This is a genomic window from Nakamurella sp. GG22, from assembly GCF_052976845.2.
Map to the genome: position 1 here is coordinate 115,698 of NZ_JBRIIO020000017.1, position 26,366 is coordinate 142,063.

The 26,366-nt window shown below is 67.8% G+C and carries 28 protein-coding genes and 1 pseudogene; 14 read left to right on the forward strand and 15 right to left on the reverse strand.

All coding sequences use genetic code 11. The features are described 5' to 3' along the window. The first annotated feature begins 16 nt into the window (after positions 1–16). Positions 17–1,192 carry a cysteine--tRNA ligase gene (locus tag ACVBEQ_RS17530; RefSeq protein WP_447154589.1) on the forward strand — a complete coding sequence of 392 codons (1,176 nt, stop codon included), beginning with the start codon at positions 17–19 and terminating at the stop codon, positions 1,190–1,192. 23 nt (positions 1,193–1,215) lie between these two features. On the opposite strand, the gene ACVBEQ_RS17535 is transcribed toward ACVBEQ_RS17530, so the two are convergent. The 6 genes from ACVBEQ_RS17535 to ACVBEQ_RS17560 form a co-directional block, all read right to left on the reverse strand. Further along, positions 1,216–1,458, reverse strand: coding sequence for a thioredoxin family protein (locus ACVBEQ_RS17535; RefSeq protein ID WP_447154590.1), 243 nt, complete (start codon positions 1,456–1,458; stop codon positions 1,216–1,218). 30 nt (positions 1,459–1,488) lie between these two features. Continuing rightward, positions 1,489–2,538, reverse strand: a complete 1,050-nt coding sequence (locus ACVBEQ_RS17540) for a permease (protein WP_447154591.1) — start codon at positions 2,536–2,538, stop codon at positions 1,489–1,491. After that, positions 2,538–2,825 carry an ArsR/SmtB family transcription factor gene (locus ACVBEQ_RS17545; RefSeq protein WP_447154592.1) on the reverse strand — a complete coding sequence of 96 codons (288 nt, stop codon included), beginning with the start codon at positions 2,823–2,825 and terminating at the stop codon, positions 2,538–2,540. Before ACVBEQ_RS17545 ends, ACVBEQ_RS17540 begins: the two co-directional genes overlap by 1 nt. Before the next feature lie 72 nt (positions 2,826–2,897). Next, positions 2,898–3,320 (reverse strand): arsenate-mycothiol transferase ArsC, encoded by a 423-nt coding sequence (locus tag ACVBEQ_RS17550; protein ID WP_447154593.1) that lies wholly within the window; start codon positions 3,318–3,320, stop codon positions 2,898–2,900. A gap of 5 nt (positions 3,321–3,325) precedes the next feature. Continuing rightward, entirely contained in the window at positions 3,326–3,736 is a 411-nt protein-coding gene (locus tag ACVBEQ_RS17555; RefSeq protein ID WP_447154594.1) for an arsenate reductase ArsC, read from the reverse strand. Between the two features lie 38 nt (positions 3,737–3,774). Then, positions 3,775–4,533 carry an MIP/aquaporin family protein gene (locus ACVBEQ_RS17560; protein WP_447154595.1) on the reverse strand — a complete coding sequence of 253 codons (759 nt, stop codon included), beginning with the start codon at positions 4,531–4,533 and terminating at the stop codon, positions 3,775–3,777. Between the two features lie 49 nt (positions 4,534–4,582). Between ACVBEQ_RS17560 and ACVBEQ_RS17565 the strand changes: the two genes are divergently transcribed. Genes ACVBEQ_RS17565 through ACVBEQ_RS17585 form a run of 5 tightly spaced genes read left to right on the forward strand, consistent with a single transcriptional unit; the run spans position 4,583 to position 8,858 of the window. Then, the gene (locus ACVBEQ_RS17565; RefSeq protein WP_447154596.1) at positions 4,583–5,290 is read left to right on the forward strand and encodes an arsenate reductase/protein-tyrosine-phosphatase family protein; all 708 of its coding nucleotides are present in this window, start codon (positions 4,583–4,585) and stop codon (positions 5,288–5,290) included. A 54-nt stretch (positions 5,291–5,344) separates the two neighbouring features. Next, positions 5,345–6,814, forward strand: a complete 1,470-nt coding sequence (locus ACVBEQ_RS17570; protein WP_447154597.1) for an NAD(P)/FAD-dependent oxidoreductase — start codon at positions 5,345–5,347, stop codon at positions 6,812–6,814. A 5-nt stretch (positions 6,815–6,819) separates the two neighbouring features. Next, positions 6,820–7,011, forward strand: coding sequence for a hypothetical protein (locus ACVBEQ_RS17575; RefSeq protein WP_447154598.1), 192 nt, complete (start codon positions 6,820–6,822; stop codon positions 7,009–7,011). A 21-nt stretch (positions 7,012–7,032) separates the two neighbouring features. After that, complete coding sequence (locus tag ACVBEQ_RS17580; RefSeq protein ID WP_447154599.1) at positions 7,033–7,722, forward strand: response regulator; 690 nt, start codon at positions 7,033–7,035, stop codon at positions 7,720–7,722. A 2-nt stretch (positions 7,723–7,724) separates the two neighbouring features. Next, the gene (locus ACVBEQ_RS17585; protein ID WP_447154600.1) at positions 7,725–8,858 is read left to right on the forward strand and encodes a sensor histidine kinase; all 1,134 of its coding nucleotides are present in this window, start codon (positions 7,725–7,727) and stop codon (positions 8,856–8,858) included. Positions 8,859–8,892: 34 nt separating this feature from the next. Here ACVBEQ_RS17585 and ACVBEQ_RS17590 read toward each other — a convergent pair whose 3' ends face one another. From ACVBEQ_RS17590 to trxA, 4 genes are all read right to left on the reverse strand, one after another. Then, positions 8,893–9,561: a DUF2202 domain-containing protein gene (locus tag ACVBEQ_RS17590; protein ID WP_447154601.1), complete on the reverse strand. Its 669-nt coding sequence runs from the start codon at positions 9,559–9,561 to the stop codon at positions 8,893–8,895. Positions 9,562–10,067: 506 nt separating this feature from the next. After that, positions 10,068–10,325, reverse strand: a complete 258-nt coding sequence (locus ACVBEQ_RS17595) for a metal-sensitive transcriptional regulator (protein WP_447154618.1) — start codon at positions 10,323–10,325, stop codon at positions 10,068–10,070. A 47-nt stretch (positions 10,326–10,372) separates the two neighbouring features. Beyond that, the gene (locus tag ACVBEQ_RS17600) at positions 10,373–10,807 is read right to left on the reverse strand and encodes a DUF302 domain-containing protein (RefSeq protein WP_447154602.1); all 435 of its coding nucleotides are present in this window, start codon (positions 10,805–10,807) and stop codon (positions 10,373–10,375) included. Beyond that, the gene (trxA, locus tag ACVBEQ_RS17605) at positions 10,804–11,175 is read right to left on the reverse strand and encodes a thioredoxin (RefSeq protein WP_447154603.1); all 372 of its coding nucleotides are present in this window, start codon (positions 11,173–11,175) and stop codon (positions 10,804–10,806) included. Before trxA ends, ACVBEQ_RS17600 begins: the two co-directional genes overlap by 4 nt. Positions 11,176–11,351: 176 nt before the next feature. Here trxA and ACVBEQ_RS17610 point away from each other — a divergent pair, with 176 nt between their 5' ends. Both ACVBEQ_RS17610 and ACVBEQ_RS17615 read left to right on the forward strand, forming a co-directional pair. After that, positions 11,352–13,145 carry an MBL fold metallo-hydrolase gene (locus tag ACVBEQ_RS17610; RefSeq protein ID WP_447154604.1) on the forward strand — a complete coding sequence of 598 codons (1,794 nt, stop codon included), beginning with the start codon at positions 11,352–11,354 and terminating at the stop codon, positions 13,143–13,145. Positions 13,146–13,147: 2 nt separating this feature from the next. Next, complete coding sequence (locus tag ACVBEQ_RS17615) at positions 13,148–13,978, forward strand: sulfite exporter TauE/SafE family protein (protein ID WP_447154619.1); 831 nt, start codon at positions 13,148–13,150, stop codon at positions 13,976–13,978. A 36-nt stretch (positions 13,979–14,014) separates the two neighbouring features. On the opposite strand, the pseudogene ACVBEQ_RS17620 reads toward ACVBEQ_RS17615, so the two are convergent. Then, positions 14,015–14,290: pseudogene (locus tag ACVBEQ_RS17620) on the reverse strand (class I SAM-dependent methyltransferase); the annotation flags it as partial. A gap of 211 nt (positions 14,291–14,501) precedes the next feature. Here ACVBEQ_RS17620 and ACVBEQ_RS17625 point away from each other — a divergent pair. Continuing rightward, positions 14,502–16,004 (forward strand): alpha/beta fold hydrolase, encoded by a 1,503-nt coding sequence (locus tag ACVBEQ_RS17625; protein WP_447154605.1) that lies wholly within the window; start codon positions 14,502–14,504, stop codon positions 16,002–16,004. Here the strand turns inward: ACVBEQ_RS17625 and ACVBEQ_RS17630 are convergent. Beyond that, positions 15,979–16,281: a hypothetical protein gene (locus ACVBEQ_RS17630; RefSeq protein ID WP_447154606.1), complete on the reverse strand. Its 303-nt coding sequence runs from the start codon at positions 16,279–16,281 to the stop codon at positions 15,979–15,981. The two genes, ACVBEQ_RS17625 and ACVBEQ_RS17630, sit on opposite strands and share 26 nt — an antisense overlap. A 13-nt stretch (positions 16,282–16,294) precedes the next feature. On the opposite strand from ACVBEQ_RS17630, the gene ACVBEQ_RS17635 reads away from it, so the two are divergent. The 4 genes from ACVBEQ_RS17635 to ACVBEQ_RS17650 all read left to right on the forward strand — a co-directional run bounded on the left by ACVBEQ_RS17635 (position 16,295) and on the right by ACVBEQ_RS17650 (position 20,658). Next, positions 16,295–16,708, forward strand: coding sequence for a hypothetical protein (locus ACVBEQ_RS17635; protein ID WP_447154607.1), 414 nt, complete (start codon positions 16,295–16,297; stop codon positions 16,706–16,708). A 64-nt stretch (positions 16,709–16,772) separates the two neighbouring features. Continuing rightward, entirely contained in the window at positions 16,773–17,834 is a 1,062-nt protein-coding gene (locus tag ACVBEQ_RS17640; RefSeq protein WP_447154608.1) for an alpha/beta hydrolase, read from the forward strand. A 173-nt stretch (positions 17,835–18,007) separates the two neighbouring features. Further along, positions 18,008–18,970 (forward strand): ABC transporter ATP-binding protein, encoded by a 963-nt coding sequence (locus tag ACVBEQ_RS17645; RefSeq protein WP_447154609.1) that lies wholly within the window; start codon positions 18,008–18,010, stop codon positions 18,968–18,970. Further along, the gene (locus tag ACVBEQ_RS17650) at positions 18,967–20,658 is read left to right on the forward strand and encodes an ABC transporter permease (RefSeq protein WP_447154610.1); all 1,692 of its coding nucleotides are present in this window, start codon (positions 18,967–18,969) and stop codon (positions 20,656–20,658) included. The genes ACVBEQ_RS17645 and ACVBEQ_RS17650 overlap by 4 nt, the downstream gene beginning before the upstream one ends. 206 nt (positions 20,659–20,864) lie before the next feature. Here ACVBEQ_RS17650 and nagA read toward each other — a convergent pair whose 3' ends face one another. The 3 genes from nagA to ACVBEQ_RS17665 are packed head-to-tail and all read right to left on the reverse strand — an operon-like array spanning position 20,865 to position 24,932. Beyond that, complete coding sequence (gene nagA / locus ACVBEQ_RS17655) at positions 20,865–22,010, reverse strand: N-acetylglucosamine-6-phosphate deacetylase (RefSeq protein ID WP_447154611.1); 1,146 nt, start codon at positions 22,008–22,010, stop codon at positions 20,865–20,867. Further along, the gene (gene nagB / locus ACVBEQ_RS17660; RefSeq protein ID WP_447154612.1) at positions 22,010–22,795 is read right to left on the reverse strand and encodes a glucosamine-6-phosphate deaminase; all 786 of its coding nucleotides are present in this window, start codon (positions 22,793–22,795) and stop codon (positions 22,010–22,012) included. Before nagB ends, nagA begins: the two co-directional genes overlap by 1 nt. Before the next feature lie 13 nt (positions 22,796–22,808). Continuing rightward, entirely contained in the window at positions 22,809–24,932 is a 2,124-nt protein-coding gene (locus ACVBEQ_RS17665) for a glucose PTS transporter subunit IIA (protein ID WP_447154613.1), read from the reverse strand. Positions 24,933–25,284: 352 nt separating this feature from the next. On the opposite strand from ACVBEQ_RS17665, the gene ACVBEQ_RS17670 reads away from it, so the two are divergent. After that, entirely contained in the window at positions 25,285–26,001 is a 717-nt protein-coding gene (locus ACVBEQ_RS17670) for a GntR family transcriptional regulator (RefSeq protein ID WP_447154614.1), read from the forward strand. Positions 26,002–26,366: the final 365 nt, after the last annotated feature.

Consider the following 26,366-nt stretch of genomic DNA (forward strand, 5'->3'; position numbering starts at 1 on the left):
CTGGTGAGGTTGTCCGATGACGGTTGGAACGCAGTACCCGTCGGGGGTCATCGGGTTGGCGGGACGGGTCGAACACCTGCCCGAGGTCCGGAGCGCCGAGGTCCGGCTGGGCGGAGCGGTCTTGCCGTTGGTCAGCCCGGCGAGGGTGTACATCTGCGGGATCACCCCGTATGACGTGACCCACCTGGGTCACGCGGCCACGTTCGTGTGGGCCGACGCCGCACAGTCGGTGCTGCGGTCGGTCGGCGTCCAGACCGTTTCCTGCCGCAACGTCACCGATGTCGACGACGTGCTCACGTCCGCCGCGGGCGAGCACGGCCGGCACTACGACGAATACGCGGTGTACCAGGAGTTCCTGTTCGAGCAGAGCATGGCGGCGTTGCGGGTGGCGCGGCCCACTCACAGCCCCCGGGCGCGGCATTCCGTTCACCAGGTGCAGCAACTCGCAGCGGCCCTGATCGCCACCGGGAACGCCTACGAAAGGGCCGGGTCGGTGTTCTTCCGCGGCGAGAGCGCCGTCACCGCATCCGGTCTGACCCGGGACCGGGCGCTGGCCCTGGCAGCCGACTTCGGCGACGACCCGGACGATCCAGCGCGTGACGACCCGTTCGATGTCCCCGTGTGGCGTCCGTCGACCGAGCGGGATCCGGCCTGGCCCAGCCCATGGGGGTGGGGCCGTCCGGGCTGGCACGCGGAATGCGCGGCGATGGCGATGGGATCGTTCGGGCCGAGCGTGGACCTGCTGGTCGGCGGCGCGGACCTGGCCTTCCCGCACCACGCCTACCAGTCGGCGATGGTCCAGGCGGCGACGTCAGTGACGCCGTTCGCGCGCCGCGCGATGCATGTCGGCGCCGTGCACCGTCGCGGCGCGAAGATGGCGAAGTCGACGCGCAACCTCGTGCTCGTCGACGAACTGCTCCGCAGCCATCCCGCTGCCGCGATCCGGCTGTTGCTGCTGGATCGTGCTTGGCAGACCGAGTGGGAGTTCCACGAGGCAGATCTGGACGCGGCGGCAGCCGATCTGGAGACCCTGTATGCCGCGGCCGGCCGGCCGGACAGGTCCACCTCCGCCGCCGATGCGGTCACCGCGTCCCTGCTGAACGACCTCGACGTTCCCACAGCTCTCACGATCGCCCGGCAGGACGGGGGAGAGGCCGCACGCGGCCTGCTGCGACTGCTCGCGCTGTCGTGACCGCAACGGCGCGACACGCCGGTTCAGCCGGTCGGCGGCGTGAGCAGTTCCCGGAGGTGCGAGGCGGTGGGAACCCGACCGGACAGCACCAGTTTCTCGTCGACAACCAGTGCGGGAGTTGCCATCACGCCGTAGCCGGCGATGGTGGGGTAGTCGGTCACCTTCTCGATGGTGGCATCGAGCCCGAGTGAATCGACGGCCTCCCTGGTGACGCGTTCAAGATTCTTGCAGTTGGTGCAGCCGGGGCCGAGAACCTTGATGATCATGGCGATCTCCTTCGTACGAAGCGTGATTGGTCAGGCGAGGAGCAGATTGAACAGGTAGCCGATGGCGATGATCCCGGTGGCGGTGACGCCGACGAACGCCCCGAGCAGGGGTGGCTTGAGCACCCGGCGCAGCAGGATCAGCTCGGGCAGGCTGAGGGCGACGACGGCCATCATGAACGCCAGGAGGGTCCCCATCGGTAGGCCCTTGTCGTAGAGGGCCTCGACCATCGGCATGATGCCGGCGGCGTTGGAGTACAGCGGCACACCGATGGCGACGGCGACCAGGACGCCGAACGGGTTGCCGGGCCCGGCGTAGGTGGTGAAGAAGTCGGTCGGCACCCACCCGTGGATCACCGCGCCGAGCCCGATCCCGACCAGCAGGTACGGCCAGATCTTCTTCAGGATCGTGCCGACCTCCTCGACACCCATCTGGATGCGCTGGTCGAAGGTGAGCCCGGCGGCCGGGTCGACGGCCTGCCCGCCCAGCTTCGTCTCGAAGACGAAAGGCTCCACCCACTTCTGGACGCCGAGCCGGCCGAGCACCCAGCCGGCGACGATGGCGACGACGAGGCCCGCACCGATGTAGACGGCGGTGACCTGCCAGCCGAACAGGCTGAACAGCAGGCCGATCGCGATCTCGTTGACCATCGGGCTGGCGATCAGGAAGCTGAGCGTCACCCCGATCGGCACCCCCGCCGCGACGAAGCCGATGAACGCGGGCACCGCACTGCAGGAGCAGAACGGCGTCACGACACCGAGCCCGGCGGCGACCACGTTGCCTGCGCCCTCGCGTCGGCCGCCGAGCAGCGCACGGGTGCGTTCGATGCTCATGTACGACCGGAGCACCGTGACGATGAAGATGATCAGCACCAGCAGCAGTGCGATCTTGACGGTGTCGTAGAGGAAGAAGTGCAGCGTCTCGGTCGCTCTGTCGTCCGACGCCATGCCGAACCCGTTGTACAGCAGGGCATCCCATAACCAGCCGTTGATCCAGTACACCAACGCCCAGACCGCTGCCGCCGCCACGAGGACGAGGACCTGTGCGCGGTGGGTGGTGGGGATGCGTTCGGCGATGCTCATCACGGCACCGGCGAATCCTCGCGGGTCCCTGGCAGGGCTTCATGCAGACGGTCATGAGCGGTTGGTGCGAGGGCGTAATCGATCCACCGGCCGCGCCTGCTCGAGGTGACCAGGCCGGCTTCGCGCAGCACCTTGAGGTGGTAGCTGAGCAGATTTCCGGCGATCGGCACCTGCTCCTGCAGGTTGCACACACACGATTCCCCGCCGGTCAGGTGCTGCAGCAGTCTCCACCGAACCGGATCCGCCACGACCGCGAGCAGCTCCGCGCCCCGCAGCTCGGATGTCATCTCAGTCGTGATTGCACCAGTCACACTTGAAGTGTTCACTGCGGCGGCCCCTGGGCACAGGGGCGAACGTCCTCACATCAGGGTGTCGGCGAGTTGCCGCACCCGGGCGCTGATGTCGTCGCGGACCAGGCGCATCCGCTCGATGCCGTCGATGCCGCGTGCGGATGGTTCGTCGGTGTCCCAGTTCTCGAACCGGGTGCCGGGCAGCGGATCGACCCGGACCTCCCGGCCGAGGGTCACCACGAGGTCGGCGTCCTCGATCATCCGCCGGGTCAGGGCCTTGGGCACCTCGTCGGTGATGTCGACGCCCACCTCTCGCAGCGTCCGCGCCGACAGTTCGTTGACCGCCGCGCCGGGCGTGGTTCCGGCCGAGTCCACGATGACGCGGTCCCCGACGATGCTGCGCATCAGTCCGGCGGCCATCTGGGATTTCCCGCCGTTCTTGACACAGACGAAGAGCACTGACGGGACTCGCGCCTCGGTGGGGATGCTCATCGGATTCAGGCGTTGGCGGGGAGTAGATCGGTGACGAGATTTTCCACCCGGCCGCGGATGTCGTCGCGGACCTTGCGGACCATCTCGATGCCCTGCCCGGCCGGGTCGTCGAGTTGCCAGTCCTCGTACCGCTTGCCGGGGAAGATGGGGCAGGCGTCGCCGCAGCCCATGGTGATGACCACGTCGGAGGCATGCACGGAGTCGGTGGTGAGGATCTTGGGCGTCTGGGTGGAGATGTCGATGCCCTCTTCGGCCATCGCCTGGACGGCGACCGGGTTGACCTTGTCACCGGGGATGGACCCGGCGGAGCGGACCTCGATCCGGCCCTGGCCGAGGGCGGTCAGGTACCCCGCGGCCATCTGGGATCGGCCGGCGTTGTGAATGCAGACGAACAGCACTGCGGGCTTCGCGGACATCGTGTCTCCTTCTCGAGCGGCGGGTGGTGGGGTGGGCGTCATGCTGTCGTGCTGGGTGCCGGTTCGTGCGCCGCTTCCGGCTCTGGCGGCGCGGTCGTTCGGTCCGGGAACATGATCACGACCACGCCCAGGCCGATTGCGGCGCCGACGATCTGCGCGCCGACGTAAAGCGGCACCGACCCGGGCGCGATGCCGGCGAAGGTGTCGGTGAACACCCTGCCGATGGTGACGGCGGGATTGGCGAACGACGTCGAACTGGTGAACCAGTACGCGGCGCCGATGTAGGCGCCGACCGCGACCGCCGACAGCACATGGCGACCGGTGCGGGCGAGCAGAAAGATCAACGCGACCAGTCCCGCGGTGGCGACGATCTCGCCGATTCCATGGCCGGTTGTTGCTCGTTCGGTGGTGGAGATCTGCGCGGCCGGCAGATCGAACATGACGTTCGCGAGCACGGCACCCGCAATGCCGCCGACGACCTGCGCGGCAAGGTACGGAAGGACGAGCCGACCCGGGATCCCGGTACCACGGTGCCTGCCCAGCAGCCAATCGGCAGCGGTGACAACGGGGTTGAAATGCGCACCGGAGATCGGCCCGAACATCAGGATCAGGACCCCCAGCCCGAACACGGTCGCCATGCTGTTCTCCAGGAGTTGCAGACCGGTGTCCTGCGGCGAGAGCCGGGCGGCGGCGATGCCGGAACCCACGACCACCGTCACCAACAGTCCTGTGCCCAGGGCTTCGGCAAGCAGCCGACGTGGCAGCGCGATGGGACCGGGCTCCTTGACTTCCGACATAACTCAACGATACTTGAGTCAACTGCTGTAGAGCTAGTCGAGGGACACGATGACGGGTGAGGTGGAGCGGCGAGCCGCGGTTCATGCCGCACTGAGCGAGCCCATCCGGTTGGCCATCGTGGACAGCTTGGGTCCCGGTGACGCGTCGCCGGGCGAGCTGGCCGAAGACTTCGGCCTGGGCACCAATTTGCTCGCCCACCACCTGAAGGTCCTCGAGGATTCGGGAGTGATCCGGCGGGTCCGGTCGGAGGGCGACCGGCGCCGCAGCTACGTGCAACTGTGCTTGGACGACCCTTTGGTCCGCGCCGCGGCGGGTGCGGGTCGAAGCGCCACGACGACGCCCGGGGAACCGCGCGTCCTTTTCGTCTGCACGGCGAACTCCGCACGCTCGCAACTCGCAGCGGCCAGCTGGAACCGGCGCAGCACGGTGCCGGCACTGTCCGCGGGAACCCATCCGGGACCGAGGATCCACCCGCGGGCGACCGCGGTGGCGCGCCGGCACGGGCTGCGGCTGGGGCGCAATCGTCCGGTGGGTCTGGAAGACGTTGTGCGGGACGACGATCTGGTCATCGCCGTGTGCGACAACGCCCATGAGGAGCTCGACCCGGCTCGGCAGCGGCTGCACTGGTCGGTGCCCGACCCCGTGCGGGTGGACACCGACGAGGCCTTCGAGGCCGCCTATCGGGACATCGACCGGCGCGTGCAGCGACTTGCCGACACCGTTGCGGAAACACGGGGAGGGGTACAAAGCCTCTAGCAATACCCCCCCGGGTACCGATACATCTGAGTTCCCACTGCGAAGGGAACCACTGTGGCCGACGTCGTCATTCTTGGTGCCGGGATCTCCGGACACACCGCCGCCCTGCATCTGTCGCGGCTTCTCGGGCGTCGGAACCTGGGGAAGGAGCACACCGTCACGGTCGTCTCGCCCAACTCGCGGTGGAATTGGATCCCCTCCAACATCTGGGTCGGGGTAGGGAAGCTCGGTAAGGAAGACGTCGTCTTCCCGCTGAAGCCCGTCTACGACCGCAAGGGCATCGACTTCCGGCAGGCCAAGGCCGTCGCGATCCGACCCGACGGTGACGTCGACGATCCCCGCGGGGCGGTCGACATCGAGTACACCTGCCAGGGCAGGGCCGGCACCTCCGGCCGCCTGCGCTATGACTACCTGATCAACGCCACCGGCCCCCGACTTCGGTTCGAGGCCACGCCGGGCCTCGGTCCCGACGGCCACACCGTCTCCGTCTGCACCGCCGACCACGCCCTCGAGGCAGCGGCCCGGCTGCGGGACGTCATCAAGCGGCTCGCTTCCGGGGAGGAGCAGACCCTGGTGGTCGGAATGGGTCACGGAACCTGCACATGCGAAGGTGCCGCGTTCGAGTACGTGTTCAATGTCGATCACGAACTGCGCGAGGCCGGGGTTCGGGACCGGGCGCGTCTGGTCTACCTAACCAACGAGGCCCAGTTGGGCGACTTCGGGGTCGACGGAATGATCTTCGAAGACCAGGGGTTTCAGACCTCGAGCGAGCTCTGGACCGGGTCGCTGTTCCGCGAACGCGGCGTCGAGGCGATCCTCGGCGCACATGTCGAGCAGGTCGAGGACGGCATGGTCCGCTACGAGACCCTCGACGGCGAGAAGCACAGCCTGGCCTTCGATTTCGCCATGCTCCTGCCGCCCTTCGGAGGGGTGCCGCTGGCGGCGTACGACCGTGACGGGATCGACATCGCGGAGAGGCTTTTCGCTCCCAGCGGCTTCATGAAGGTCGATGCGGACTACACCGTCAAGCCGTACGAGGATTGGCGGGCTGCGGACTGGCCGAGTACCTATCTGGCTCCGGGCTACGACAACGTCTTCGCCGTCGGCATCGCCTTCGCCCCACCGCATCAGATCTCCCGGCCACGCAAGAGCGCCAACGGGACCGTGATCGCGCCGTCGCCGCCCCGCACCGGGATGCCGTCCGGCGTGATGGGCAAGACCGCGGCGCTCACGATCGTCGACCGCATCAAGAGCGGCGTCGACGCGCCGGCGCACCGCGCGTCGATGGCCTCGATGGGCGCGGCCTGTGTCGCTTCGGCGGGCCACGGCCTGCGCCGGGGTTCGGCCGCGGCGATGACGATGATGCCGGTGGTGCCGGACTACGTCCGCTACCCGAGCGGGCGCGACCTCAAAGACACCCGCGGCGAGATCGGGCTGAGCGGCCACTGGGTCAAGCTCATGCTCCATTACCTCTTCCTCTACAAGGCCAAGGGCCGTCCTGGCTGGCAACTGATCCCGGAATGAGCGACATGACAACTCAAGATCCCCGCACGCCTGCCACCGGTACCGCCGTCGACGATCAGCCGACGGCCGATCTGAGCCGAGCCCCACTGCCGACCGCGGCTACTCTCCGTCGTCGCCGCAGTCTGCCGTTCCAGCTCACCCGTTTCGCGGTCTTCAACACCCGCATCATGCGGATGGTGGCCAAGGGCGAGCACTGATCTCGACGTGCGGGGTGCGCGATGCGAAAGGTACTGATCGTCGACGACGAGCCACACATCCGCGCCGTGCTACGTGGATATCTGGAAGCTGACAGCTTCGAAGTAGCGGAGGTGGGCGACGGTGAGGCAGCGATCGTCGCCCTTCGCGCCGATCCACCGGACGTCGTTCTGCTCGACGTGATGCTGCCCGGGATCGACGGGCTGGAGGTCCTGCGGCAGCTGCGCATGTTCAGCGATGCCTTCGTCATCCTCGTCACGGCGCGTGCGGAGGAGGTCGACAAGCTCGTCGGACTCGGCGTCGGCGCCGACGACTACGTCACGAAGCCGTTCAGCCCACGCGAGGTCACTGCCCGGGTCCGCGCTGTCCTGCGAAGGGGTCGCGGCACCCAACCGGACCACGACGCCCCGCTGCGTTTCGAGGATGTGACCATCGACCGGGCGGGCCGGGAAGTGCGGGTCAACGACGCCTCGGTGACCGTGTCCAGCCTGGAGTTCGACCTGCTCGTCGCGCTCGCCGAGGCGCCCGGGCGGGTCTTCTCCAGATCGCAACTCCTGGAACGGGTCTGGGGGTATGACTTCTACGGCGACGAGCGGGTGGTCGACGTCCACATCCGAAGCCTGCGCGCCCGGCTCGGCGATCCCGCCGGGAATTCGCATCTCATCGCCACCGTTCGCGGCACGGGCTACAAATTCATCGGCCGGCCAGTATGAGGATGCGCCTGCCCGTGCGGCTGTTCCTGTCGTATGCGGCCGTTGCCGTGATCGGTGGCGCCGTTGCCTACCTCACCGTGCGGCTCCTCGCCCCCAGGTTGTTCGATCAGCAGGTCGGCATGATGAACGGCTCGGGTAGCGGCCGGGGCATGGGCATGGGCTCGCGCATCGACACAGCAACCCAGGCAGGCGTGCATGACGCCTTCCAGGCAGCGCTGAACACTGCCCTCATCGTGGGCGTTCTCGCCAGCATCGCCGCAGCAGTCCTGGTGGCATGGTTCGTCACCAGGCGTCTGTTGCGTCCGCTCAACGCCGTACGCACGGCCACCCGGCAGATCGCGGCCGGCGGCTATGAGGTCAGCGTGCCGTTGCCGTCGGAGCCGGAGTTGGCCGCGCTGGCCACCGATGTCAACACCCTTGCGACCGCGCTGGCCGACACCGAAACCCGACGTACCCGGCTGCTCGGCGACGTTGCCCATGAACTCCGCACTCCGCTGACGGCAGTGGACGGGTATGTCGAGGGGCTTATTGACGGAGTATTCGAACCCACGCCCGAGCTGCTGGGCTCGTTGAGCGAAGAGCTGCGCCGACTGCACCGGCTCGCCGACGACCTCTCCGACCTGTCCAGGGTCCAGGAGCTGGGTCTGGCTCTGCGGCCGGCGGCTGCGGACCTGGCCGAGCTCGCCGGGCTCGCGGCAACGCGGCTCGCCCCTCAGTTCCAGGACGCGCAGATCACGCTGCTCACGGACGTCGGCACACGGCTGCCAGTCCACGTCGACATCGACCGGATCACCCAGGTACTGACCAACCTGCTCGGCAACGCGTTGGTGGCCACCCCCTCCGGCGGGTCGGTCACTGTCACCGTGCTGCGCACGCCGCGAGGTGCTGAGGTGCTGGTGACCGACACCGGAATCGGTCTGTCCGAGCAGGACCTCGAGAGGGTGTTCGAGCGGTTCTACCGCGCAACGGGCCAATCGCGACGTTCGGCCGGATCGGGGATCGGCCTGACCATCGCCCGGGGCATCGCCCGCGCACACGGCGGCGACGTGACGGCGTCCTCGCCCGGCATCGGACGAGGTGCCACCTTCACCCTGGTGCTGCCGTTGCGCACGCCGGCCGGAACCGAGACGGCATGAGCAGCGGGGGATATCACGTCAAGTACCCGGCCGGTCAGCTGTCGGAGCGACCCATCCGACCCATGCCGGCACCGTCACCCATGCCGGCACCGTCACCCATGCCATGGCCGGTCCGGCTGCCATCGCAGGGCGCTCCGGCCGTCCCGCCGTCGGCCAGAGCGGTGAAGGCCGCCAGGTGATGCCGGGAGGCAGTCAGCAGGTGGCTGAACACCCGTTGTGCGTCGGCGTCGGTCTGCCGCGCGGTGATTCTCTCCAGGTCTGCGATATCGGTCTGCTCCAGTACGACGCCTACCGCGTACGCGTCCTCGAGTGAGCTCAGGCCCTCCGCCTTCCACTGGTCGTACAGTCGCTGCACAGCTGGGTCGGCATAGGTACCGGCCGGTTGGCCCGCGGCCGGATCGGCGATCGCATCATCGGTCAGCAGGGATCCGACCGCATCGAAATGCCGCTGTTCGCTGGCCGCAATCCTGTCGAAGATCGCCGCATCGTAGGTCTGACCGAACAGAAGGTACAGATCCCGGGCCATTCGCTCCTCGTCCCGGCTGTAGGCGAGGTCGGTGGCGAGCGTGTCGTCGGTGACGGCGAACGCCGCCGACGCACTGATCGGTGGAGCGTCGGCGACGGCAATTTCGACACCGGCCAGGCCGATGCCCATGGCCAATGCCAGGCTGCCCGCCAGGATGATCTGCTGTGTTCTTCTCATCGTCCCACTGCCTTTCGTGTCCTCCGCCGGTTCAGGCGGAGAACTCCAGTCAACGGTTGTGCCGTGAAGGCATCACGAGGGCCAGGATGAAGACTTCGTGAAGCCGCTGCCCGTTGCTCTGACAGCGCGCATGTGGTGCACTCGTGACATGTCGATGTCGGCGCGCACGTCGCGGCCCCCGTTCAGGGTGTGCCTGCTGGCGGTCACGTTGCTGTCCATCGACGACCGGCACTGTCCGCGGCGCTGACCGACGCGACCGCCCGCTGTGGGATGGCGCGTCCCTGATCTGCGTACCCCGCTGCCGGCCCACTTCTGAAGGACATCGCCGTGATCGACCCGGTACCCGCCCCCGCCGACACTCCCCGCCCGCTCTCGCCACACCAATCCCGCGGCCCCCTCGAGCAGCCATCAGTCAAGCGCCTACCGGCACGGTGGACCGATCTCCTTCGCGAAGCGCACCGATGGGGCGTTCCGTTCTGAACCCGGTCGGCCCGGGCCAGACGCCCTCAGGCCAGGGACAAAAAGAGCTTCTCCATCGCCGCGGCGTCCATGCTTTCCCGGCCCTCGGATTCGACAAGGCATTGCTTGAGGCCGGCGGCAATAAGGGCGAAACCGGCGCGGTCAACGGCTCGACTCACCGCGGCCACCTGGGTCACGATCTCCTGGCAGTCGCGGCCCTCCTCGATCATCCGCAGCACGCCGCCGATCTGTCCCTGCACTCGGCGTAGCCGGTTCACCACCGTTGCCGTCGTCTCAGCGGACAACTCGACCCGATTCGGCTGGTGGGCAGTGTCGGCCGAATCGGCGTCGGTCAGCACGTCGGCCCCGCGGGTTGCAGCGAGCGGAGTGCAGCTGTCAGCCGTGTTCTCGCCTCGGTGGCCACCGCTTGCAGGCGTGCATTACCGGTGACGCTGACCATGATGGCGGGATCCATGACCTCAACCCGCGTGCTGCGATCGTCCATCTCACGCACGACCACATTGCAGGGCAGCAACAGCCCGATGGAGGGCTCGGCCTGTAGCGCGGCATGCGCCAACGGTGGTCGGCAGGCACCGAGGATGACCTGCCGTGGGATGTCGACGCCCAGCTTCGCGCTGAGCGTCGCCTGCAGGTCGATCTCGGAAAGTATGCCGAATCCCTGCGCCGCCAAAGCATCTCGGGTGGTGATCAGCATTTCGTCGAACCGCCGGTGGACAGTGACGGCAATCGCGTAGGAGGCGTCGGTCACGGGGCCGGCGGTCGTCATGCGGACCCCGCCGTTGCCGCGGCGACCTTCGCGCGGACGTCGTCCATGTCGAGTTCCCGCACTGCGGCGATGACCTCTTCGAGCGCCTTCCCCGGCAGTGCGCCGGGCTGGGAAAAGACCAGGATGCCGTCGCGAAATGCCATCAGAGTCGGGATGGACCGGATGCCTGCGGCGGCGGAGAGATTGCGCTCCGCCTCGGTGTCCACCTTCCCGAAGACGATGTCCGGGTGGGTTGCCGACGCCTTCTCGAAGACGGGTGCGAACATCCGGCACGGGCCGCACCATGATGCCCAGAAGTCCACCAGGACGATGCCTTCACCGCCTACTGCCTGCTCGAAGGTGCTCTCGGTGAGTGTCGTTGTGGCCATGGTCAGTTCAATCCTCTCGACTGTCGAAGCTTATACCCCTGGGGGTATCAACGCTCGGTGGGTCCGGGCTTGTTCCCGACCCGGGGGCGACGTTCCGAAGCCGCGAGTTGACCGGGTACGGTGGAGAAGATGATACCCCCAGGGGTATCATCGTGACTGGAGAGTGAGGCACAGCAATGACCGACGTGTCAACAGCGCAGATCGACCCGCAGCACCCAACCCCGACCGGCGGCGCCACGATCGTGGCCATCGAAACGCCCACGTTGGGCGACCGCAGCTATCTGGTCCATGACGGCCGGGTCGCGTTCGTCATCGACCCACAGCGAGACATCGATCGGGTGCTGCAGTCGGCCGACACTGCAGGCGTTCGGATCAGGCACATCTTCGAAACCCACATCCACAACGACTACGTCACCGGTGGGTTGGCACTTTCCCGGGAGACCGGCGCCGAGTATCACGTCAACGCGGACGACCCGGTGGCCTACCAGCGGAGCGGAGTGCGCGACGGTGACGTGATCGACGTCAGCCCGGCGTTGCGGGTGAGGGTGCTGGCCACCCCCGGTCACACGTACACCCATCTTTCCTACGTGCTGGAGGAGCACGGCGCCGCGACAGCGGTCTTCTCCGGTGGATCACTGCTGTTCGGTTCCACCGGCCGCCCGGACCTACTCGGGCCCGATCACACGCACGATCTCGTGCACCACCAGTACGCCTCCGCGCAGCGGCTCGCTGCGGAGCTCCCGGACCGGACCCTGGTCATGCCCACTCACGGCTTCGGCAGCTTCTGCTCAGCCACCCAGTCCGGGGCCACCTCGTCCACCATCGGAGCCGAAAAGGCCGGCAACCCGGTGCTCACCCAGGACGAAGAGCGTTATGTCACGGAGCTTCTCGCGGGACTGGACGCCTTCCCGGCCTACTACGCCCAGATGGGTCCGGCCAACACCCGGGGGGCTGCGGCGCCCCACCTCAGCGCACCCCGAGAAGCCGACGCACGTGAACTGCGGCGGCGACTCGAGGACGGCGAGTGGCTGATCGACCTCCGCACCCGCACCGCCTTCGCGGCAGGGCACGCTCCCGGAACGTTGAACTTCGGGCTCGACGGTTCGTTCGCCACCTATTTGGGCTGGCTGATCCCTTGGGGCACCCCGGTGACGCTGCTCGGGGAGACTGTCGATCAGGTCGCCGAAGCCCAACGGGAAATGGTCCGTATCGGCATCGATCGGCCCGCGGCCGGGGCCACCGGTGGCCCGGACCGGTGGACCGATCGTCCGCTCCGCACCGTCGAACGGGCGACCTTCGCAGATCTCGCCCATGTCAGGCATCACCGGCCGGTGGCAGTTCTGGACGTCCGGCGCAACCTCGAATGGGCCGAGTCGCACATCGACGGTGCCGTGCACATCCCGCTGCACGAGCTCCTGGACAGGACGGACGAGATACCGGTCGGCGAATTATGGGTGCACTGCGCCGCCGGTTATCGGGCATCGATCGCCACGTCGATCCTGCTGTCACTGGGCCACCGGGTGATCGCCGTCGACGACGACTTCGACCAATGCCGCGGCGGCCGGACTCCCGCTCACCGCGGCGTCGATCCCCGAACGGAGTGTCAGATGAGTTTCCTGTCCGGCCTTTTCGGTCGCCGCAACGGCTCGATCGGCCCCGCCGAGGCCAGCAGTCGCGTCGGGAACGGCGCTGTCCTCCTCGACGTGCGCGAGCCGTCGGAGTGGCGTGCCGGGCATGCACCCAAGGCTCGGCACATCCCGCTGAGCGACCTCGACCGGCGCGCCAAGGAACTACCGGCGGGCCGGGAGATCATCACGGTGTGTCGTTCCGGCAACCGTTCCTCCCGCGCCGCAGGGCTTCCGGCAGCTGACGGGCGCACAGTCGTCAACCTGGCCGGAGGGATGCGGGCCTGGGCGGCTGCCGGCCTTCCGGTCGTCGCGAAAGGCGGAAGACCGGGGACGATCACCTGATGATGCTGGTGACGGTCGCGGTCGCGGTCGGTCTGCTCGTCGGGCTCAGCATGGGCGCGCTGGGCGGTGGCGGTTCCATCCTCACCGTCCCGGTACTGGTCTATCTGCTGGGGATGGACACCCTCTCGGCGACCACCGGCTCACTGATCATCGTCGGCATCACCGCCGTTTTCGGTGTGCTCGCGCACCGCCGGGGCGGGAATGTCCGACTGCTGCAGGGCCTGGTGTTCGGTGCGATCGGCGTGGTGGGAGCCGTTGCGGGCACTCGGTTGGCGCAGCAGGTCTCATCGGATGTGTTGCTCGCCGGGTTCTCTGTGTTGATGCTCACGGTCGCGGCGTTGATGTTCACCCGTCGGCGTGTGCCCGCCGGCGGCACCGGGAGCGGAGCCGAGCGCGACACGATCGGTGTGGACGTGCCGATCATCAGCTTCGCCCCCAGCTTCGCCTGCTCCTGTCCCCGCGCTGCGAAGGTGGTCGTCGCCGCCGTCGCGGTCGGGTTGATGACAGGGTTCTTCGGCGTCGGGGGAGGTTTCCTGGTGGTACCGGCGCTGGTTCTGGTGCTGGACTTCCCGATGCCGGCCGCGGTCGGCACCTCGCTGCTCATCATCGCCATCAACAGTGCAACGGCCTTGGTTGCCCGCGCGGGGACCGGCGTCGAGATCGACTGGGCGATCATCGGGCCGTTCACCGTGGCCGCCGTCATCGGCAGCCTGCTGGGCGCCAGGGTCGCGGCCCGTGCACGTCCGGGGACGCTGCAGATCGCGTTCGCGGTGCTGATCACCGTCGTCGGGTTGTACACCGCCGCTCGCAGCATCCCCGGCCTGATCGAGTAGCGGTCTGATCGACCGCGGATCAGGCGTCCGGACCGCCGGGGGTACCTGGCCGCGGGCAAGGGTCTCGGCGTTCGCCAGGGCGGCTGCCGAGAAGTCGACGCCGGTGACCTGCCAGCCACGCCCGGCCAGCCAGATGCTGTTGCGGCCCTCGCCGCATGCCAGGTCCACTGCCCGACCGGGAGGGAGTCCCGCCGTCTCCTGCTCGACCCAGAGGTTGGGTGCCGAACCCCATATCAGGTCTGATCCGGAATAGCGCGAGTCCCAGTCAGCGGCAGACATCGACGTCGTCGACTTTCCTCCAGAAACGTCCATCCATTCACAAGTCGGGCCCGATGGCCCTACCCCGAGATGACCTTCAGCGTGCACCGTTAGAGACGCGACGGCTCTGGGAGCGATGATGCGAAATTCGGGGGAGACCACCACTGATCGGATCGGCACTGACCGACAGGTTATGCCGCCGAACCAAAACCGATCCGGCGGACAGTATGAGGGTCGTCGACAACTGCCGGGTTGGGTTCTGTCGATGTGGCGCGATCGCCGCCTCGGGGTGGTGGCGGCAATCGCTCTCGCCGCTGCTTTCGGACTGCTCAGCGGATGGCTGATTCCCCGCGGACCCGTCACCGGGCTTCATGCGGTGACCGCGATGGTCGCAGCATTCGGGGTGGGTGCGTTCGCCGGCTTCGTGATGCGCTCGCGGTGGGCGATGCTGCTGGCGCCGGCGGTCTTCGTGGCGGTGTTCGAGCTGGTCCGGTTCGGCGCTGCTGGACCGACGGTTGACGCCCTGGACCTGACCAACCTTCTCGGTGTCGTGATAGCCGCGGTCGGGCGAGGCTTTCAGGGCGTGCTCAGCCTGGTTCCGATGGCGCTGGGCGCAGCGCTGGGTGCCGGTGTCGCCCGCCGATTGCACGGCCAACCTGCGGCACGCCCCGGTGGATGGGGCACGACGGGCCTGGTCGTCCGCCGAGGTGTCGCTGCAGTTGTCGCGATCGGCTTGGTGGTGCTGGGTGTCTTCGTCGCTCGACCGGGCCACACGGCACCGATTGTCGGTGTCGATGGGCAGCCGGTAGCGGGGAGCGTGGCCGAGCTCACCCGCGCCGAGATCGGTGGCCACGAGCTGTCGATGCTGATCCGCGGCGATGATGCCACGAATCCGGTGTTGTTGTTCCTCGCCGGCGGGCCGGGCGGGGCGGAGTTCGGGGCGATGCGCCGGCACGGTCAGGCGCTGGAGCAGGACTTTGTCGTGGTCACTCTGGATCAGCGCGGGACCGGCTCCTCCTACGACCAGATCGAGCCCACGTCGACGTTGACGCTGCAAGAGGCGGTCAACGACGTCGCCGGAGTGAGCAATTACCTGCGCGAACGGTTCAGCCAGGAGAAGGTCTACCTCGTCGGACAGTCGTGGGGAACCACCCTGGGAGTCCTTGCGGTGCAGGCACATCCGGACCTTTTCCACGCGTTCGTCGGGGTGGGCCAGATGGTCAGCCAGCGGGCGACCGACCTGATCTTCTACGAGGACACGCTGGCGTGGGCCCGGACCGAGGGTAATGCCGAGTTGGCGGCCGAGCTGGTTGCGATGGGCCCGCCGCCGTGGACGGACTTCCTGAACTATTCGACTGTCCTGGGGTATGAGCAGGACGTGTATCCGTACGACCACCAGGTGAACGCCGAGGGGGCGGGGCAGATGACGGAGAGTTTGCCGGTGGGGGAGTACGGGTTGCTCGACACGGTCAACCTCGCCCGCGGCCTGTCCGACTCCTTCGCGCTGATGTACCCGCAGCTGCAGCAGATCGACTTCCGGGTTGACGTGCCGACCTTGGACGTCCCGGTCTATCTCGCTGAAGGTCGCTACGAACCCCGAGGCCGCTCTGACCTGGCAGCCGAATGGTTCAGTCAACTCGAAGCCCCGGACAAAATGTGGATCGAATTCCCGACGTCCGGTCACCGTCCGATTTTTGAGCAGCCGGAATTGTTCCATCAACTGATGACCAACACGGTGCTGGTCACGTCGACCGGTGGAACCGGTTGAAAGCGTTGCGAGGAAAGGAGCGCAGCAAATGGCGAGCGGGCATTTCACCGACGATCGATTTGTGGACGCGCTGCCCGGCATCGGTACGGCCCTCGGGGCGGGCGCGGGTGTGCTTGTCGGAGTGACAAATGGTGGTGTGGCGGTCATCGGGGCCGCTCTCGCAATGGGTGCCGCGGTAGGTGTGCTCATCGGGGCGATGGCCCGCGCGAATGCTCTTCACCGTCGAGGCGGATGAGGCCGGCGGCGGCTCGAACAGGACCTGGTGTTGTGGATTCATGGAGGTGTTCGTGATGTCGAGAAGAACAGTGTTGCAGATCTTCGTGTGGACATTGGTCGCGATGATTGCGGGGGTGGTGTTGTTGGTCGGAGCGCTTCTCGCGCTGGTGGCCAATGACGCGTTCATCATGGACGGCCCCGACGTTGTGGGATTCCGGTCCGGTGCGTTCGGGTGGACGATGGTCGGAGTCGGTGTTGCCGGGGCACTGCTGGTCGTCGGGGGTGCCATCGGGCAGTTCGTTGCGTGGATCGGGGCGCTGGTCCGGACGGTGGAGTCGCCCGACAAGATCTGGTTCGTGGTCCTGCTGGTGACCGGGCTCCTGGGTATGGGCCTGGTGGGCATGATCATTTACCTCATCGCCGCACAAGAGCCCGACGAAGACCCTTCCGGGCAGACGCACCATGCCGCCTTCGCCGGTGTCTCCTAGAACCCGCCCGCCTGCGGTGTCCCGTCACGGCACCTCCCTGCTCCGGTCGGTTGCTCGACCGGCCGTGGCCGTGATTCTCGCGATCCTGGGTGCCGCCGCCGTCGTCAGCGGCGCGGTCATCGCCCTGTCACTGCTGCTCGGTGGCCGCGTCTCGGTGGGCACCGTGGGCGCAGTGATCGTCGCCCTCGGCGGGCTGCTCGCGATCGGCTACGCAGTTGCGGCATTTCTGCGGACGGTGCACGGTTGGCGGCGTGTCCTGGCCCTCCCCGTTTTGATCGTCGTCGGCTATGCCTTCTACCTGCCTTTGGGTATTGCGGTGTACGCCACCCATCCGCCGCGGGCGGCTCTCGGGGCCTCGACGCCGGCCGACGTCAACCTGCCCTATCGGGATGTCGAGTTGACCGCACCCGGCGGCGTGACGCTGTCCGGGTGGTACATCCCATCCGGGAATGAAGCCGCTGTGGTACTGCTGCCGGGATCGGGGTCGACGCGAACATCCGTGCTGGATCACGCCGTTGTGCTCGCGCGCCACGGCTACGGCGTGCTGCTGTTCGACCCTCGCGGTCACGGCGGCAGCGGAGGTCAAGCGATGGAGTTCGGCTGGTACGGCGAGCAGGACATCTCGGCGGCGGTCGACTTCCTGCAACAGCAGCCTGATGTCGATCCTCACCGGATAGGTGCCGTCGGGCTGTCTCTGGGCGGGGAAGAGGCCATCGGCGCGCTCGCCGCCGACCCCCGGATCCGCGGTGTCGTCGCTGAAGGAGCCACCAACCGGGTCCTGGCCGACAAGGCGTGGTTGTCCGATGCGCACGGGATCCGCGGACGCATCCAGCTCGCCGTGGACTCCGTGACGTACGGGCTGACCGCCCTGCTCACCGACGTCACCGCGCCGATCAGCCTGGGTGACGCCGTCGCCGCCGCCACCCCCCGCCGTGTGCTGCTCATCGCCGGCGGCAGCGCCCCCGACGAAGTCCCTGCGGACACGGCAATCCGGTCCCGCTCGCCGGAAACCGTTGAGCTGTGGGTTATTCCCGATGCCGGCCATATCGCCGGCCTGACGGTCGCTCCGGCCGAGTGGGAGGACCGGGTCACCGCCTTCCTCGCCGCCGCTCTCTCTCCCACATGACAGGTGCGATGGAACAAAGGCTTTCGTCGCAGTGGTGCGGGGCGTCGGGGGGCTGCTGGTGACCTTCGCCCCTTCCGGCGGAGGGTCCGGTGGATAAGGCTGGGAGTGCGCTGGCGTGACGAATGCCGTTCGCGCTGTGTTGAGTAGCTGTGTTGTGTTGAGGAGGTGGCGGGATGGACGCCATCCGGGTGGAGAACCTGCGGAAGGTGTACGGGGGCACCGCAGCCGTGGACGGTGTGTCCTTCTCGGTGGGTGCCGGTGAGGTGTTCGCGTTGCTGGGCCCGAACGGGGCGGGCAAGACGACGACCGTCGAGATCCTGGAGGGTCACCGGCGGAGGACTTCCGGGGCGGTTGAGGTGCTCGGATGCGACCCCGACACCGGAGGTCGGAGTTACCGGGAGCGGATCGGGATCGTGTTGCAGGACGGCGGGTTGGAGGAGGACTTCACCGTTCGGGAACTGGTCAGGTTGTACTGGGGTATGTATCCGCGGCGCCTCGATGTCGACGGGCTCATTGGCCTGGTGGGGTTGGCGGACAAGCGCAATGCCCGGGTGCGGGGGCTGTCAGGTGGGCAACGCCGCCGTCTGGATTTGGCATTGGGCTTGGTGGGAGATCCGGACCTGCTCTTCCTGGACGAACCGACCACCGGGTTCGACCCGTCGGCTCGCCGGCACGCGTGGGAGCTGATCGACGGTCTGCGGGGCATGGGAAAGACCGTGCTGCTCACGACGCACTACATGGACGAGGCCGAGCATCTGGCGGATCGGGTGGCGGTGATGCGGGCTGGCCGGCTGGTCGCCATCGGCACACCCAGCGAGATCGGCTCGGGCGGCGGCATGTCGACCATCTCGTTCCGGCTCCCGGGCGGCGTGGCGCTGTCGGAGTTGCCGGACGTGGGTGGCCCGCTCCTGCCCGAGGGTCTGGAATGGCAACTCCGGACGGACCGCCCGACCGTGGTGCTGCACACGTTGACCGGGTGGGCCCGGCAACGTGGGCTGGAGTTCCCGGCGCTGACGGTCAGCAGGCCGTCGTTGGAGGACCTGTACCTCTCTCTGCTCGGGTCCGACGATGAGATCCCAGCGGACGCAGTGGTTGGCGGTGGACCTCTCCACCGCGGAACGAAGCCGTCATCATGAGTACTCAGCTCCTGCAGGTCCGAACAGAATCACACCGGCCCAGCACCTTCAATTTGCTGGCGGACCAAGTCCGCTTCAGCATCGTCGAGTTGTGGCATACCAGGGTGGTTTTCATCTTCACGTTCCTGTTTCCGCTGACGTGGCTGCTGTTGTTGGGGGCGCTCGCGGGGAACGCGGTCATCGATGAGACCACCGGGCTCAGAGTCATGCAATTCGTCAGTCCGCTCGCTCTGGTGATGGGTGTGCTGTACGCGACGATGCCGACCATGGCGGCCGGTCTCGCGGTGGCGCGGGAGCAGGGCACCCTCAAGCGGGTGCGGGGGACACCGTTGCCCCCCTGGGTTTACCTGGCCGGTCGGGTCGGCGCCGCGGTGGTGTTCGCGCTCGGCTCGGTGGCGACGATGGTCGTGGTGGCCGCACTGGCCTATGACGTGGACATCATCTGGCGAACCGTGCCGGCAACGGCGGTCACGGTGATCGTGGCTCTTGGATGCTTCACCGCAGCGGGGATGGCGATTGCCGGGGTGTCCAGGTCGGCGGGGATCGCGCAAGCGGGGTCGATCGCTGCCGCGGTCGTGCTCGGGTTCATGTCGGGGCTGTTCATCGTCGGTGGCGACCTTCCGGAGTGGGTGGATCGGGTCGCCGGGGTGTTCCCGCTCAAAGCGTTCGGCGAGGCGATCCAGCAGCAGTTCAACCCCTACCACCCCGGTCCCGGCTGGGACCTCGGCGTGTTGGCGCTGATGCTGGCGTGGACGGTGGGCTGCGCCGTGGTCGCCGTCCGGACGTTCCGGTGGGATCCGTCAGCGGAACGCTCGGCGGGCCTGTCGCAGACGGCCGCCGAACCCGCCGCAGCTCCTGCTGCGGCGCCGCCGGTTGACCGGGTGCCCCGCACGCTTCGCCGACCGACGTTCTGGGCGATGATCGGCGGCCAGGTCCGGCATGCTGCCGCACAGGCTCGGCGGGACCCGGGGTCGGCGTTCTTCGCGGTCGCGATGCCCGTTGGTTTGTTCGCCCTGTTGATGGTGACCAACGCGTCGCGCGCCGACGACGCCGTCGGGTCCGGTGCCTCGACGTTCGGGGTGGCGCTGGCCGCGGGCATGTGCACCTGGGGAGCTGCCGTAACAGGGTTCATCAACATGCCGGAAGCTGTGATGCGGGGCCGGGACCGCGGGGTTCTGAAGCGGCTGCGAGGAACGCCGCTGCGACCGGGTCAGTACGTCGCCGGCGGGACGATCTCGGCCATCACGATCGCGGTCGTCACGGCCGCACTCATCCTGTGCGCCGCGGTCGTCTGGTTCGACACCGAGTTCTCTGCGGTCGGTGTGCTTCTCGCCGGCGCAATCCTCGTCATCGGCGTGACGACGTTCGCCATGTGCGGCATCGCCCTCGCCGCCGCAATGCCGTCCAGCAAAGCGGTGACGGCGGTGGGCCTGGGCATCCTGCTGCCGGTCGCGTTCTTCTCCGACGTGTTCATCATCGGCGACACTCCGTCCTGGATGAGCACGATCGGTTCCCTGCTGCCGATGAAACCGGTGGCGAACTCGCTGGCCGCCGCCCTGGATCCGGCCGGTCCGCATCTGCAACTCGGAGCGCTGGCAGTCCTGGCGGCGTGGTTGCTCATCGGGACCGTCCTCGCAACACACCAATTCCGGACATGGGGAGCCACCGATGACCTCCGCGGGGGGTAGGCCGTCTGTATCAGCCGGCGGGCAACACAACACCGGCTGATCGCGGCACACCCACGGCGGCCGTAGCCGGCCGCGGTTCGGGACGCAACGATCCCGGCGGTTCCGCCGCCGATCACGATCAGGTCCCACGTCGTGTCCGCTGTGCGCATCGATGGCCCCCGTTTTCGCTCCACCATGGCACAGCACAGCGGGAACGACGGGTGACCTCAGGTCACCCAGCAGCCACGATGGAGTACGCCGGTCACCATCAACTCGTCGTCCAGCACGACGAGATCCGCTGCCCCGCCCTGCATCAAGCCGGCCTCCGGCAGTCCCAGCGCCCGTGCGGGATTCACCGACGACTGCCGGACGGCGGCCAGCAGCGCGTCGTCGCGGGGGAGCCCGCTGTTGATGACCGCGTACCGGAACACCTGATCCATCGTCGCGGTGCTGCCCGCGATGGTGTCCGTGCCGGCCACCTTGGCCACCCCGGCGACGACGTCCACCGACAACGACCCGAGAAGGTAGGCGCCGTCGTCCATTCCGGCCGCCGCCATCGCGTCCGTCACCAGCGCCACCCTGTCGGGACCCACGCTGCGGGTGACGTCCCGGTACAGGGCCGGATGCAGGTGCACCCCGTCGGTGATCAGCTCGACGGTCACCCGCGGGTCCTCGATCAACGCGAGCACCGGACCCGGCTCCCGGTGGTGCACGGGGCGCATCGCGTTGAACAGGTGGGTGGCGACCGTGGCACCCGCGTCGACCGCCGCCTGCGCCTGGGCGTAGGTGGCGTCGGTGTGCCCGACTGCGGCGACCGCGCCGGCGTCGACAATCCGCCTGATCGCCGCCAGGCCGCCGGTTCGCTCCGGGGCCAGGGTGACCATCCTGATGGTGCCACCGCCGGCCCCCAGAACCGTGTCGAGCTCGGCCGGGTCGGGGTCACGCAGCGCGGACAGCTCATGCGCGCCACAGCGTCTCGCTGCCAACCAGGGTCCTTCGAGGTGGATCCCCGCGACCACGCCGGCCCGCACCTGATCGGCCATCGCCCGCACCTGCGTCAGCAGATCGTCCGGATGTGCGGTGACCAACGAGGCGATCATGGTCGTGCTGCCGTGCCGGCGGTGCAGGTCGACCGCCGTCGTTGTTGCGGCGGCGATCTCCGACGGGTCCGCCGTTGGGAACATCCCGCCGCCGCCTCCGTGCACATGCATGTCCACGAATCCCGGCACCACCGTCACCGCACCCAGCGCCTGATCGGGCCGTCCGGGCGGGTCGCCGGCACCGACCGCCAGCACCAGACCGTCCGCGACGTCGATCCATCCGGGCCGCAGCAGCTCGCGGCCGGTGACGACGGTGTCGGCGGTGATCACCATCAGATCCCCTGCCAAGCCGGTTTGGCCCGGTAGGTCTCCCGGTAATAGTCGGCCAGCTGCAGGCGGCTCGCGGCCGCACCGTCGAGCAGCACCGTCGCGTGCGGGTGGTGCTGCAGGATGGTGGCCGGCCACAGTGCGCTGACCGCGCCCTCGACCAGGTGGTGCACCGCCTCGGCCTTGCCCGCGCCGGTGGCGACCAGGACGAGATGGCGGGCGGACATGATGGTCGCCAGCCCCTGGGTCAGGCAGTGGGTCGGCACCGCATCGAGATCACCGTCGAAGAATCGGGCGTTGTCCACCCTGGTCTGCCGGGCCAGCGTCTTGATCCTGGTCCGCGATGCCAGCGACGAGCCGGGCTCGTTGAAGCCGATGTGTCCGTCGGTGCCGATGCCGAGGATCTGCAGATCCACCCCGCCGGCAACGGCGATGGCCTCCTCGTACGCCGCGCAGGCGGCGGGGATGTCATCGGCCAAGCCGTCCGGGCCCTGCACCGCGCCGGGTGCGAAGTCCACTCGCGAGACGAATTCCCTGTCGATCACATTCCGGTAGGACTCGGGATGGTCGGCCGGCAGCCCGACGTATTCATCCAGGGTGAAACCGGACGCCTGCGCGAACGACACGTTGCCGTCCTTGCACCGGGTGGTCAGCTCGTCGTAGATGGCGAGCGGCGACGACCCGGTGGCAAGGCCCAGCACCGCGGTGGGTTTGCGCCGCATCAGGTTTTCGATGGCATCCGCGGCGAGCGCGGCGATCGCCGCCCCGTCGGGGAGTATCACGATTTCCATGGGAGGTCCTCTTTCAGTTGCCGACGGTGAACAGCCGCTGGCCGAGTTCGACCTGCCCGCCGGCCGTGATCACGTCGTCCAGCGTGATGTCCTCGGGCTTCTTGTCCATCACGACCACCGGAATGATCGGGTTGCGGCCGGTTGCGACCACCGCTGGGACGTCGTAGGTGATGACCGGCTGGCCGGCTTCAACCTTGTCACCCTTGGATACCAGCGCAGTAAAGCCCTCGCCCTTCAGCTCGACAGTGTCCAGGCCGAGATGCACCAGCACACCTACGTTGTCGGCGCTGACGATGATGAAGGCGTGGGGCAGCATCTGCAGCACCGTGCCGCTGATCGGCGCGAGTGCGTCGAAGACCTCTCGCGGCGGGTCGATCGCGGCGCCGTGCCCGACGATGCCCTGGGCGAACGTCGCATCCGGTACCTGTTCCAGGCGCACGGCCCGGCCGGGAGCTGGGGCGAGAACACCTGTTGTCGAACTGTTGTCGTCGCCGACCGGGGGCTGGGCCGGTGCGGGCGGGGTAGGAGCCGCCGGTGCCGATGTGTTGCCTGCGAGGGCTTCGTTGATGTCGTTCTTGAGCGCGTCGGCCTGGGTGCCGAACACAGCCTGGACGTTGTTGCCGACCTCGATCACCCCCGCGGCTCCCAGGGCCTTGAGCCGCGCCTTGTCGACCTTGTTCTTGTCGGCCACCTCCATGCGGAGCCGGGTGATGCACGCGTCGACGTTCACCAGGTTCTCCCGGCCGCCGAACGCGGCGATCAGTTTCTCGGCCTTGGTGTCGGCGACCGGTCGGGTCGCGAGCGCGACTCCGCCGCCCGGCGCTGTCGGCGCTCCGGACAAGGAGGCCGATCCGGCATTGTCGTCAAGGTTGGCCGCCTGTTCGGCGTCGAATTCATCCTCGGGCTCGCGGCCCGGGGTCCGCATGTTCCAGCGAATGATGACCCAACGGAACAGGAAGAAGTACACCAGGAAGAAGGCGACGCCCATGCCGATCAACAGCGGGATGTTCTTCGCCGCAGGTGCGGTGCCGTAGAGCAGCAGATCGATCAGACCCGCGGAGAAAGAGAACCCGAGATGGATGTCGAGTTGGTAGGCGATCGCCAACGACAGGCCGGTGAGCAGTGCGTGGACGACATACAGCGGGAAGGCCACGAACATGAACGCGAACTCGAGAGGTTCGGTCACACCGGTGAGGAACGCGGTCAGCCCGGCCGCGGACAGGATGCCGATGGCGAGTTTCTTCTGCCTGGGCTTTGCGACCAGGATCATCGCCAGTGCGGCCGCCGGTAGCCCGAACATCAGGATCGGGTAGAAGCCGGAGGTCAGCAGTCCTGCACTGGGGTCGCCGGCGGCGAAGCGGGTGAGCTCGCCCGTAGCCAGGGTGCCGGCCGGTGTCGTGTAGTCGCCGTAGATGAACCAGATGTAGGTGTTGAGGATGTGGTGCAGCCCGAGCGGGATGAGCATCCGGTTGGCGAACCCGTAGGTGAAGGCGCCGAAAGCTCCCGAGGCGCCGATGAAGTGGCCGACCGAGGTCAGGCCGGCGTCGAAGATCGGGTAGAAGTAGCTCAGCGCGAAGCCCATGACCAGGCAGGCGACCGACACCACGATGGGCACGAACCTCCGTCCGCCGAAAAAGCCGAGGTAAGGCGGCAGCTTGATGGTGTGATACCGGTCGAACAGCAACGCGGTCACTAGACCGACGGCGATGCCGGCGAACACGCTGTAGTTGATCTCTGCCTGCGCGCCGGTCTGATCGAGGACCCCCTCGAGCACGACCGGTGACATCGTCTCGAAGACGGCCTCGATCACGAGGTAGCCGGCGGCCGCGGCGAGAGCCGTTGACCCGTCCGCCTTCTTGGCGAAGCCGATGGCCACGCCGATCGCAAAGAGCAACGGCAGGTGGGCGAAGATCGCACCACCCGCTGCGCTCATCGCCTGGAAGAACGGGCCGATCACCGGGACAGTGATCTTGCCCAGCAGGTCGGGCTGCCCGAGTCGCAGCAGGATGCCGGCGGCCGGCAGGAGTGCGATCGGAAGCATCAGGCTCTTGCCCAGGCGCTGCAACTGCGCGAAGCCGGGGATGCGGAGCCCCGACTTCTTCTCCGACTTCTTGTCTGCTGGTATGGCCTTGCTCATTCTCGGTGACCTCCGCTTTCGATGCCCGGACGTGCGTGGTCGCGACGTCGGCAATCCTGGATCGTGGCGTGCTGTTTGCGTGCTGTTTTGCGTGCTGCCGTGGTTCTCGCTGTGTGACGGTCCGCCGTGGCCGCCGGCTGACTGTGAGTCTGCAGGTGGTGTGTCTGGATTGGTATAGACCAACCGGTGATAGATTGGCATAGACCAATCGACGGGTCAAGAGGCAGTTTCGATTCGGGTGGCCCGGCCCTCCCTGTGTCCCTTGTCGACGGGCTTGATTGGTCTACGCCAATATGGCTAAGGTGATTGGCGTAGACCATTGGACGTTCTCCACGCGGAAGGGCCGCAGCGGTTGAGGGTTCCGAAGTACTACCGGGTGAAGAGCGAGATCCTCGAACTGATAGCGGATCTCGCTTCCGGCTCTGGCGTGCCGACCGAACGCGAACTGGCCGAGCGGTTCGAGACCTCCCGCACGACGGTTCGCCAGGCGATCGCCGAGTTGGTCGTGGAGGGCCGTCTGGAACGCACCCAGGGACGCGGGACGTTCGTCGCTCAACCCAAGCTCATGCAGGTCCGCCAGCTCACGTCCTTCTCCAGGGACCTGCAGGCTCAGGGTGCCCGGCCCGGCAGCGTCTTGTTGAAGATCGGGGAGCAACCCGCGGACGAGGCCGTGAGTGCACACCTCGAGGTTGTCGTCGGGACGACGATCCACCGGGTGGAGCGGCTCCGCACTGCGGGGGACGAGACCATCGCCCATGAGATAGCGCACCTCGTCGGGCCGCTGCCCGAGCTGGCCGACCAACTGGCGCTGCGCGGGTCGCTGTACATGACGCTGGACGAGGCGTTCGGCATCCGGTTGGCCTCCGTGGAAGACATCGTCGAGACCGCCCTGGCAGACCCGGTGGAAGCCGATCTGCTCGGCGTGGACACCGGGCTTCCGATCTTGCTGGTCCACCGGACGGGGCGTGACGCCGGCGGCCGGGCGGTCGAGTGGACCCGGTCGGTGTTCCGCGGTGACCGGTTCCGGTTCGTTGCCCGGCATGCCATCAGCGATGAGGTCCCGGCCTGAGCCGACGATGATCCGGCGGCCGGGGCCGAACCGCGGAGCCCGGCGCCTTTCTGGCGAAGACGTTTCCGCGGGAACGTTTCTCGCCTGGTTCGGGTCGGGTCTCGCACCTCGGCGTGCGTTTTCGGTGGCTGTCGGTGCTGTGGTCTACTCTCGAACATGTGTTCGATTGAGGGTCAGGGGATGGCAGATGATGGGGTTCCAGGCAGGCGACGACACCGCCGATGACGACGGTGGTGATGGTGATCTGTCGTTGATGTGGCAGAGCGCTCCGCGGCGGCGGTCCCGGCCGGTTGTGCCGGACCCGGTGCGGGTTCCGGTGATGCCGGTGGATCCGCCGGGTGCTGTGCCGTTGGAGGATCTGGAGG

Excerpts from the sequence above, each read along its gene's own strand:
- ACVBEQ_RS17550 (WP_447154593.1), bottom strand. The coding sequence starts at position 3,320 with ATGAGCATCCCCACCGAGGCGCGAGTCCCGTCAGTGCTCTTCGTCTGT.
- ACVBEQ_RS17530 (WP_447154589.1), top strand. The coding sequence starts at position 17 with ATGACGGTTGGAACGCAGTACCCGTCGGGGGTCATCGGGTTGGCGGGA.
- ACVBEQ_RS17560 (WP_447154595.1), bottom strand. The coding sequence starts at position 4,533 with ATGTCGGAAGTCAAGGAGCCCGGTCCCATCGCGCTGCCACGTCGGCTG.
- ACVBEQ_RS17590 (WP_447154601.1), bottom strand. The coding sequence starts at position 9,561 with ATGAGAAGAACACAGCAGATCATCCTGGCGGGCAGCCTGGCATTGGCC.
- ACVBEQ_RS17565 (WP_447154596.1), top strand. The coding sequence starts at position 4,583 with ATGACGGGTGAGGTGGAGCGGCGAGCCGCGGTTCATGCCGCACTGAGC.
- ACVBEQ_RS17615 (WP_447154619.1), top strand. The coding sequence starts at position 13,148 with ATGCTGGTGACGGTCGCGGTCGCGGTCGGTCTGCTCGTCGGGCTCAGC.
- ACVBEQ_RS17665 (WP_447154613.1), bottom strand. The coding sequence starts at position 24,932 with ATGAGCAAGGCCATACCAGCAGACAAGAAGTCGGAGAAGAAGTCGGGG.
- ACVBEQ_RS17575 (WP_447154598.1), top strand. The coding sequence starts at position 6,820 with ATGACAACTCAAGATCCCCGCACGCCTGCCACCGGTACCGCCGTCGAC.
- ACVBEQ_RS17630 (WP_447154606.1), bottom strand. The coding sequence starts at position 16,281 with ATGAATCCACAACACCAGGTCCTGTTCGAGCCGCCGCCGGCCTCATCC.
- nagB (WP_447154612.1), bottom strand. The coding sequence starts at position 22,795 with ATGGAAATCGTGATACTCCCCGACGGGGCGGCGATCGCCGCGCTCGCC.
- trxA (WP_447154603.1), bottom strand. The coding sequence starts at position 11,175 with ATGGCCACAACGACACTCACCGAGAGCACCTTCGAGCAGGCAGTAGGC.
- ACVBEQ_RS17600 (WP_447154602.1), bottom strand. The coding sequence starts at position 10,807 with ATGACGACCGCCGGCCCCGTGACCGACGCCTCCTACGCGATTGCCGTC.
- ACVBEQ_RS17535 (WP_447154590.1), bottom strand. The coding sequence starts at position 1,458 with ATGATCATCAAGGTTCTCGGCCCCGGCTGCACCAACTGCAAGAATCTT.
- ACVBEQ_RS17625 (WP_447154605.1), top strand. The coding sequence starts at position 14,502 with ATGTGGCGCGATCGCCGCCTCGGGGTGGTGGCGGCAATCGCTCTCGCC.
- ACVBEQ_RS17545 (WP_447154592.1), bottom strand. The coding sequence starts at position 2,825 with ATGACATCCGAGCTGCGGGGCGCGGAGCTGCTCGCGGTCGTGGCGGAT.
- ACVBEQ_RS17635 (WP_447154607.1), top strand. The coding sequence starts at position 16,295 with ATGTCGAGAAGAACAGTGTTGCAGATCTTCGTGTGGACATTGGTCGCG.
- ACVBEQ_RS17650 (WP_447154610.1), top strand. The coding sequence starts at position 18,967 with ATGAGTACTCAGCTCCTGCAGGTCCGAACAGAATCACACCGGCCCAGC.
- ACVBEQ_RS17555 (WP_447154594.1), bottom strand. The coding sequence starts at position 3,736 with ATGTCCGCGAAGCCCGCAGTGCTGTTCGTCTGCATTCACAACGCCGGC.
- ACVBEQ_RS17540 (WP_447154591.1), bottom strand. The coding sequence starts at position 2,538 with ATGAGCATCGCCGAACGCATCCCCACCACCCACCGCGCACAGGTCCTC.
- nagA (WP_447154611.1), bottom strand. The coding sequence starts at position 22,010 with ATGGTGATCACCGCCGACACCGTCGTCACCGGCCGCGAGCTGCTGCGG.
- ACVBEQ_RS17585 (WP_447154600.1), top strand. The coding sequence starts at position 7,725 with ATGCGCCTGCCCGTGCGGCTGTTCCTGTCGTATGCGGCCGTTGCCGTG.
- ACVBEQ_RS17580 (WP_447154599.1), top strand. The coding sequence starts at position 7,033 with ATGCGAAAGGTACTGATCGTCGACGACGAGCCACACATCCGCGCCGTG.
- ACVBEQ_RS17610 (WP_447154604.1), top strand. The coding sequence starts at position 11,352 with ATGACCGACGTGTCAACAGCGCAGATCGACCCGCAGCACCCAACCCCG.
- ACVBEQ_RS17645 (WP_447154609.1), top strand. The coding sequence starts at position 18,008 with ATGGACGCCATCCGGGTGGAGAACCTGCGGAAGGTGTACGGGGGCACC.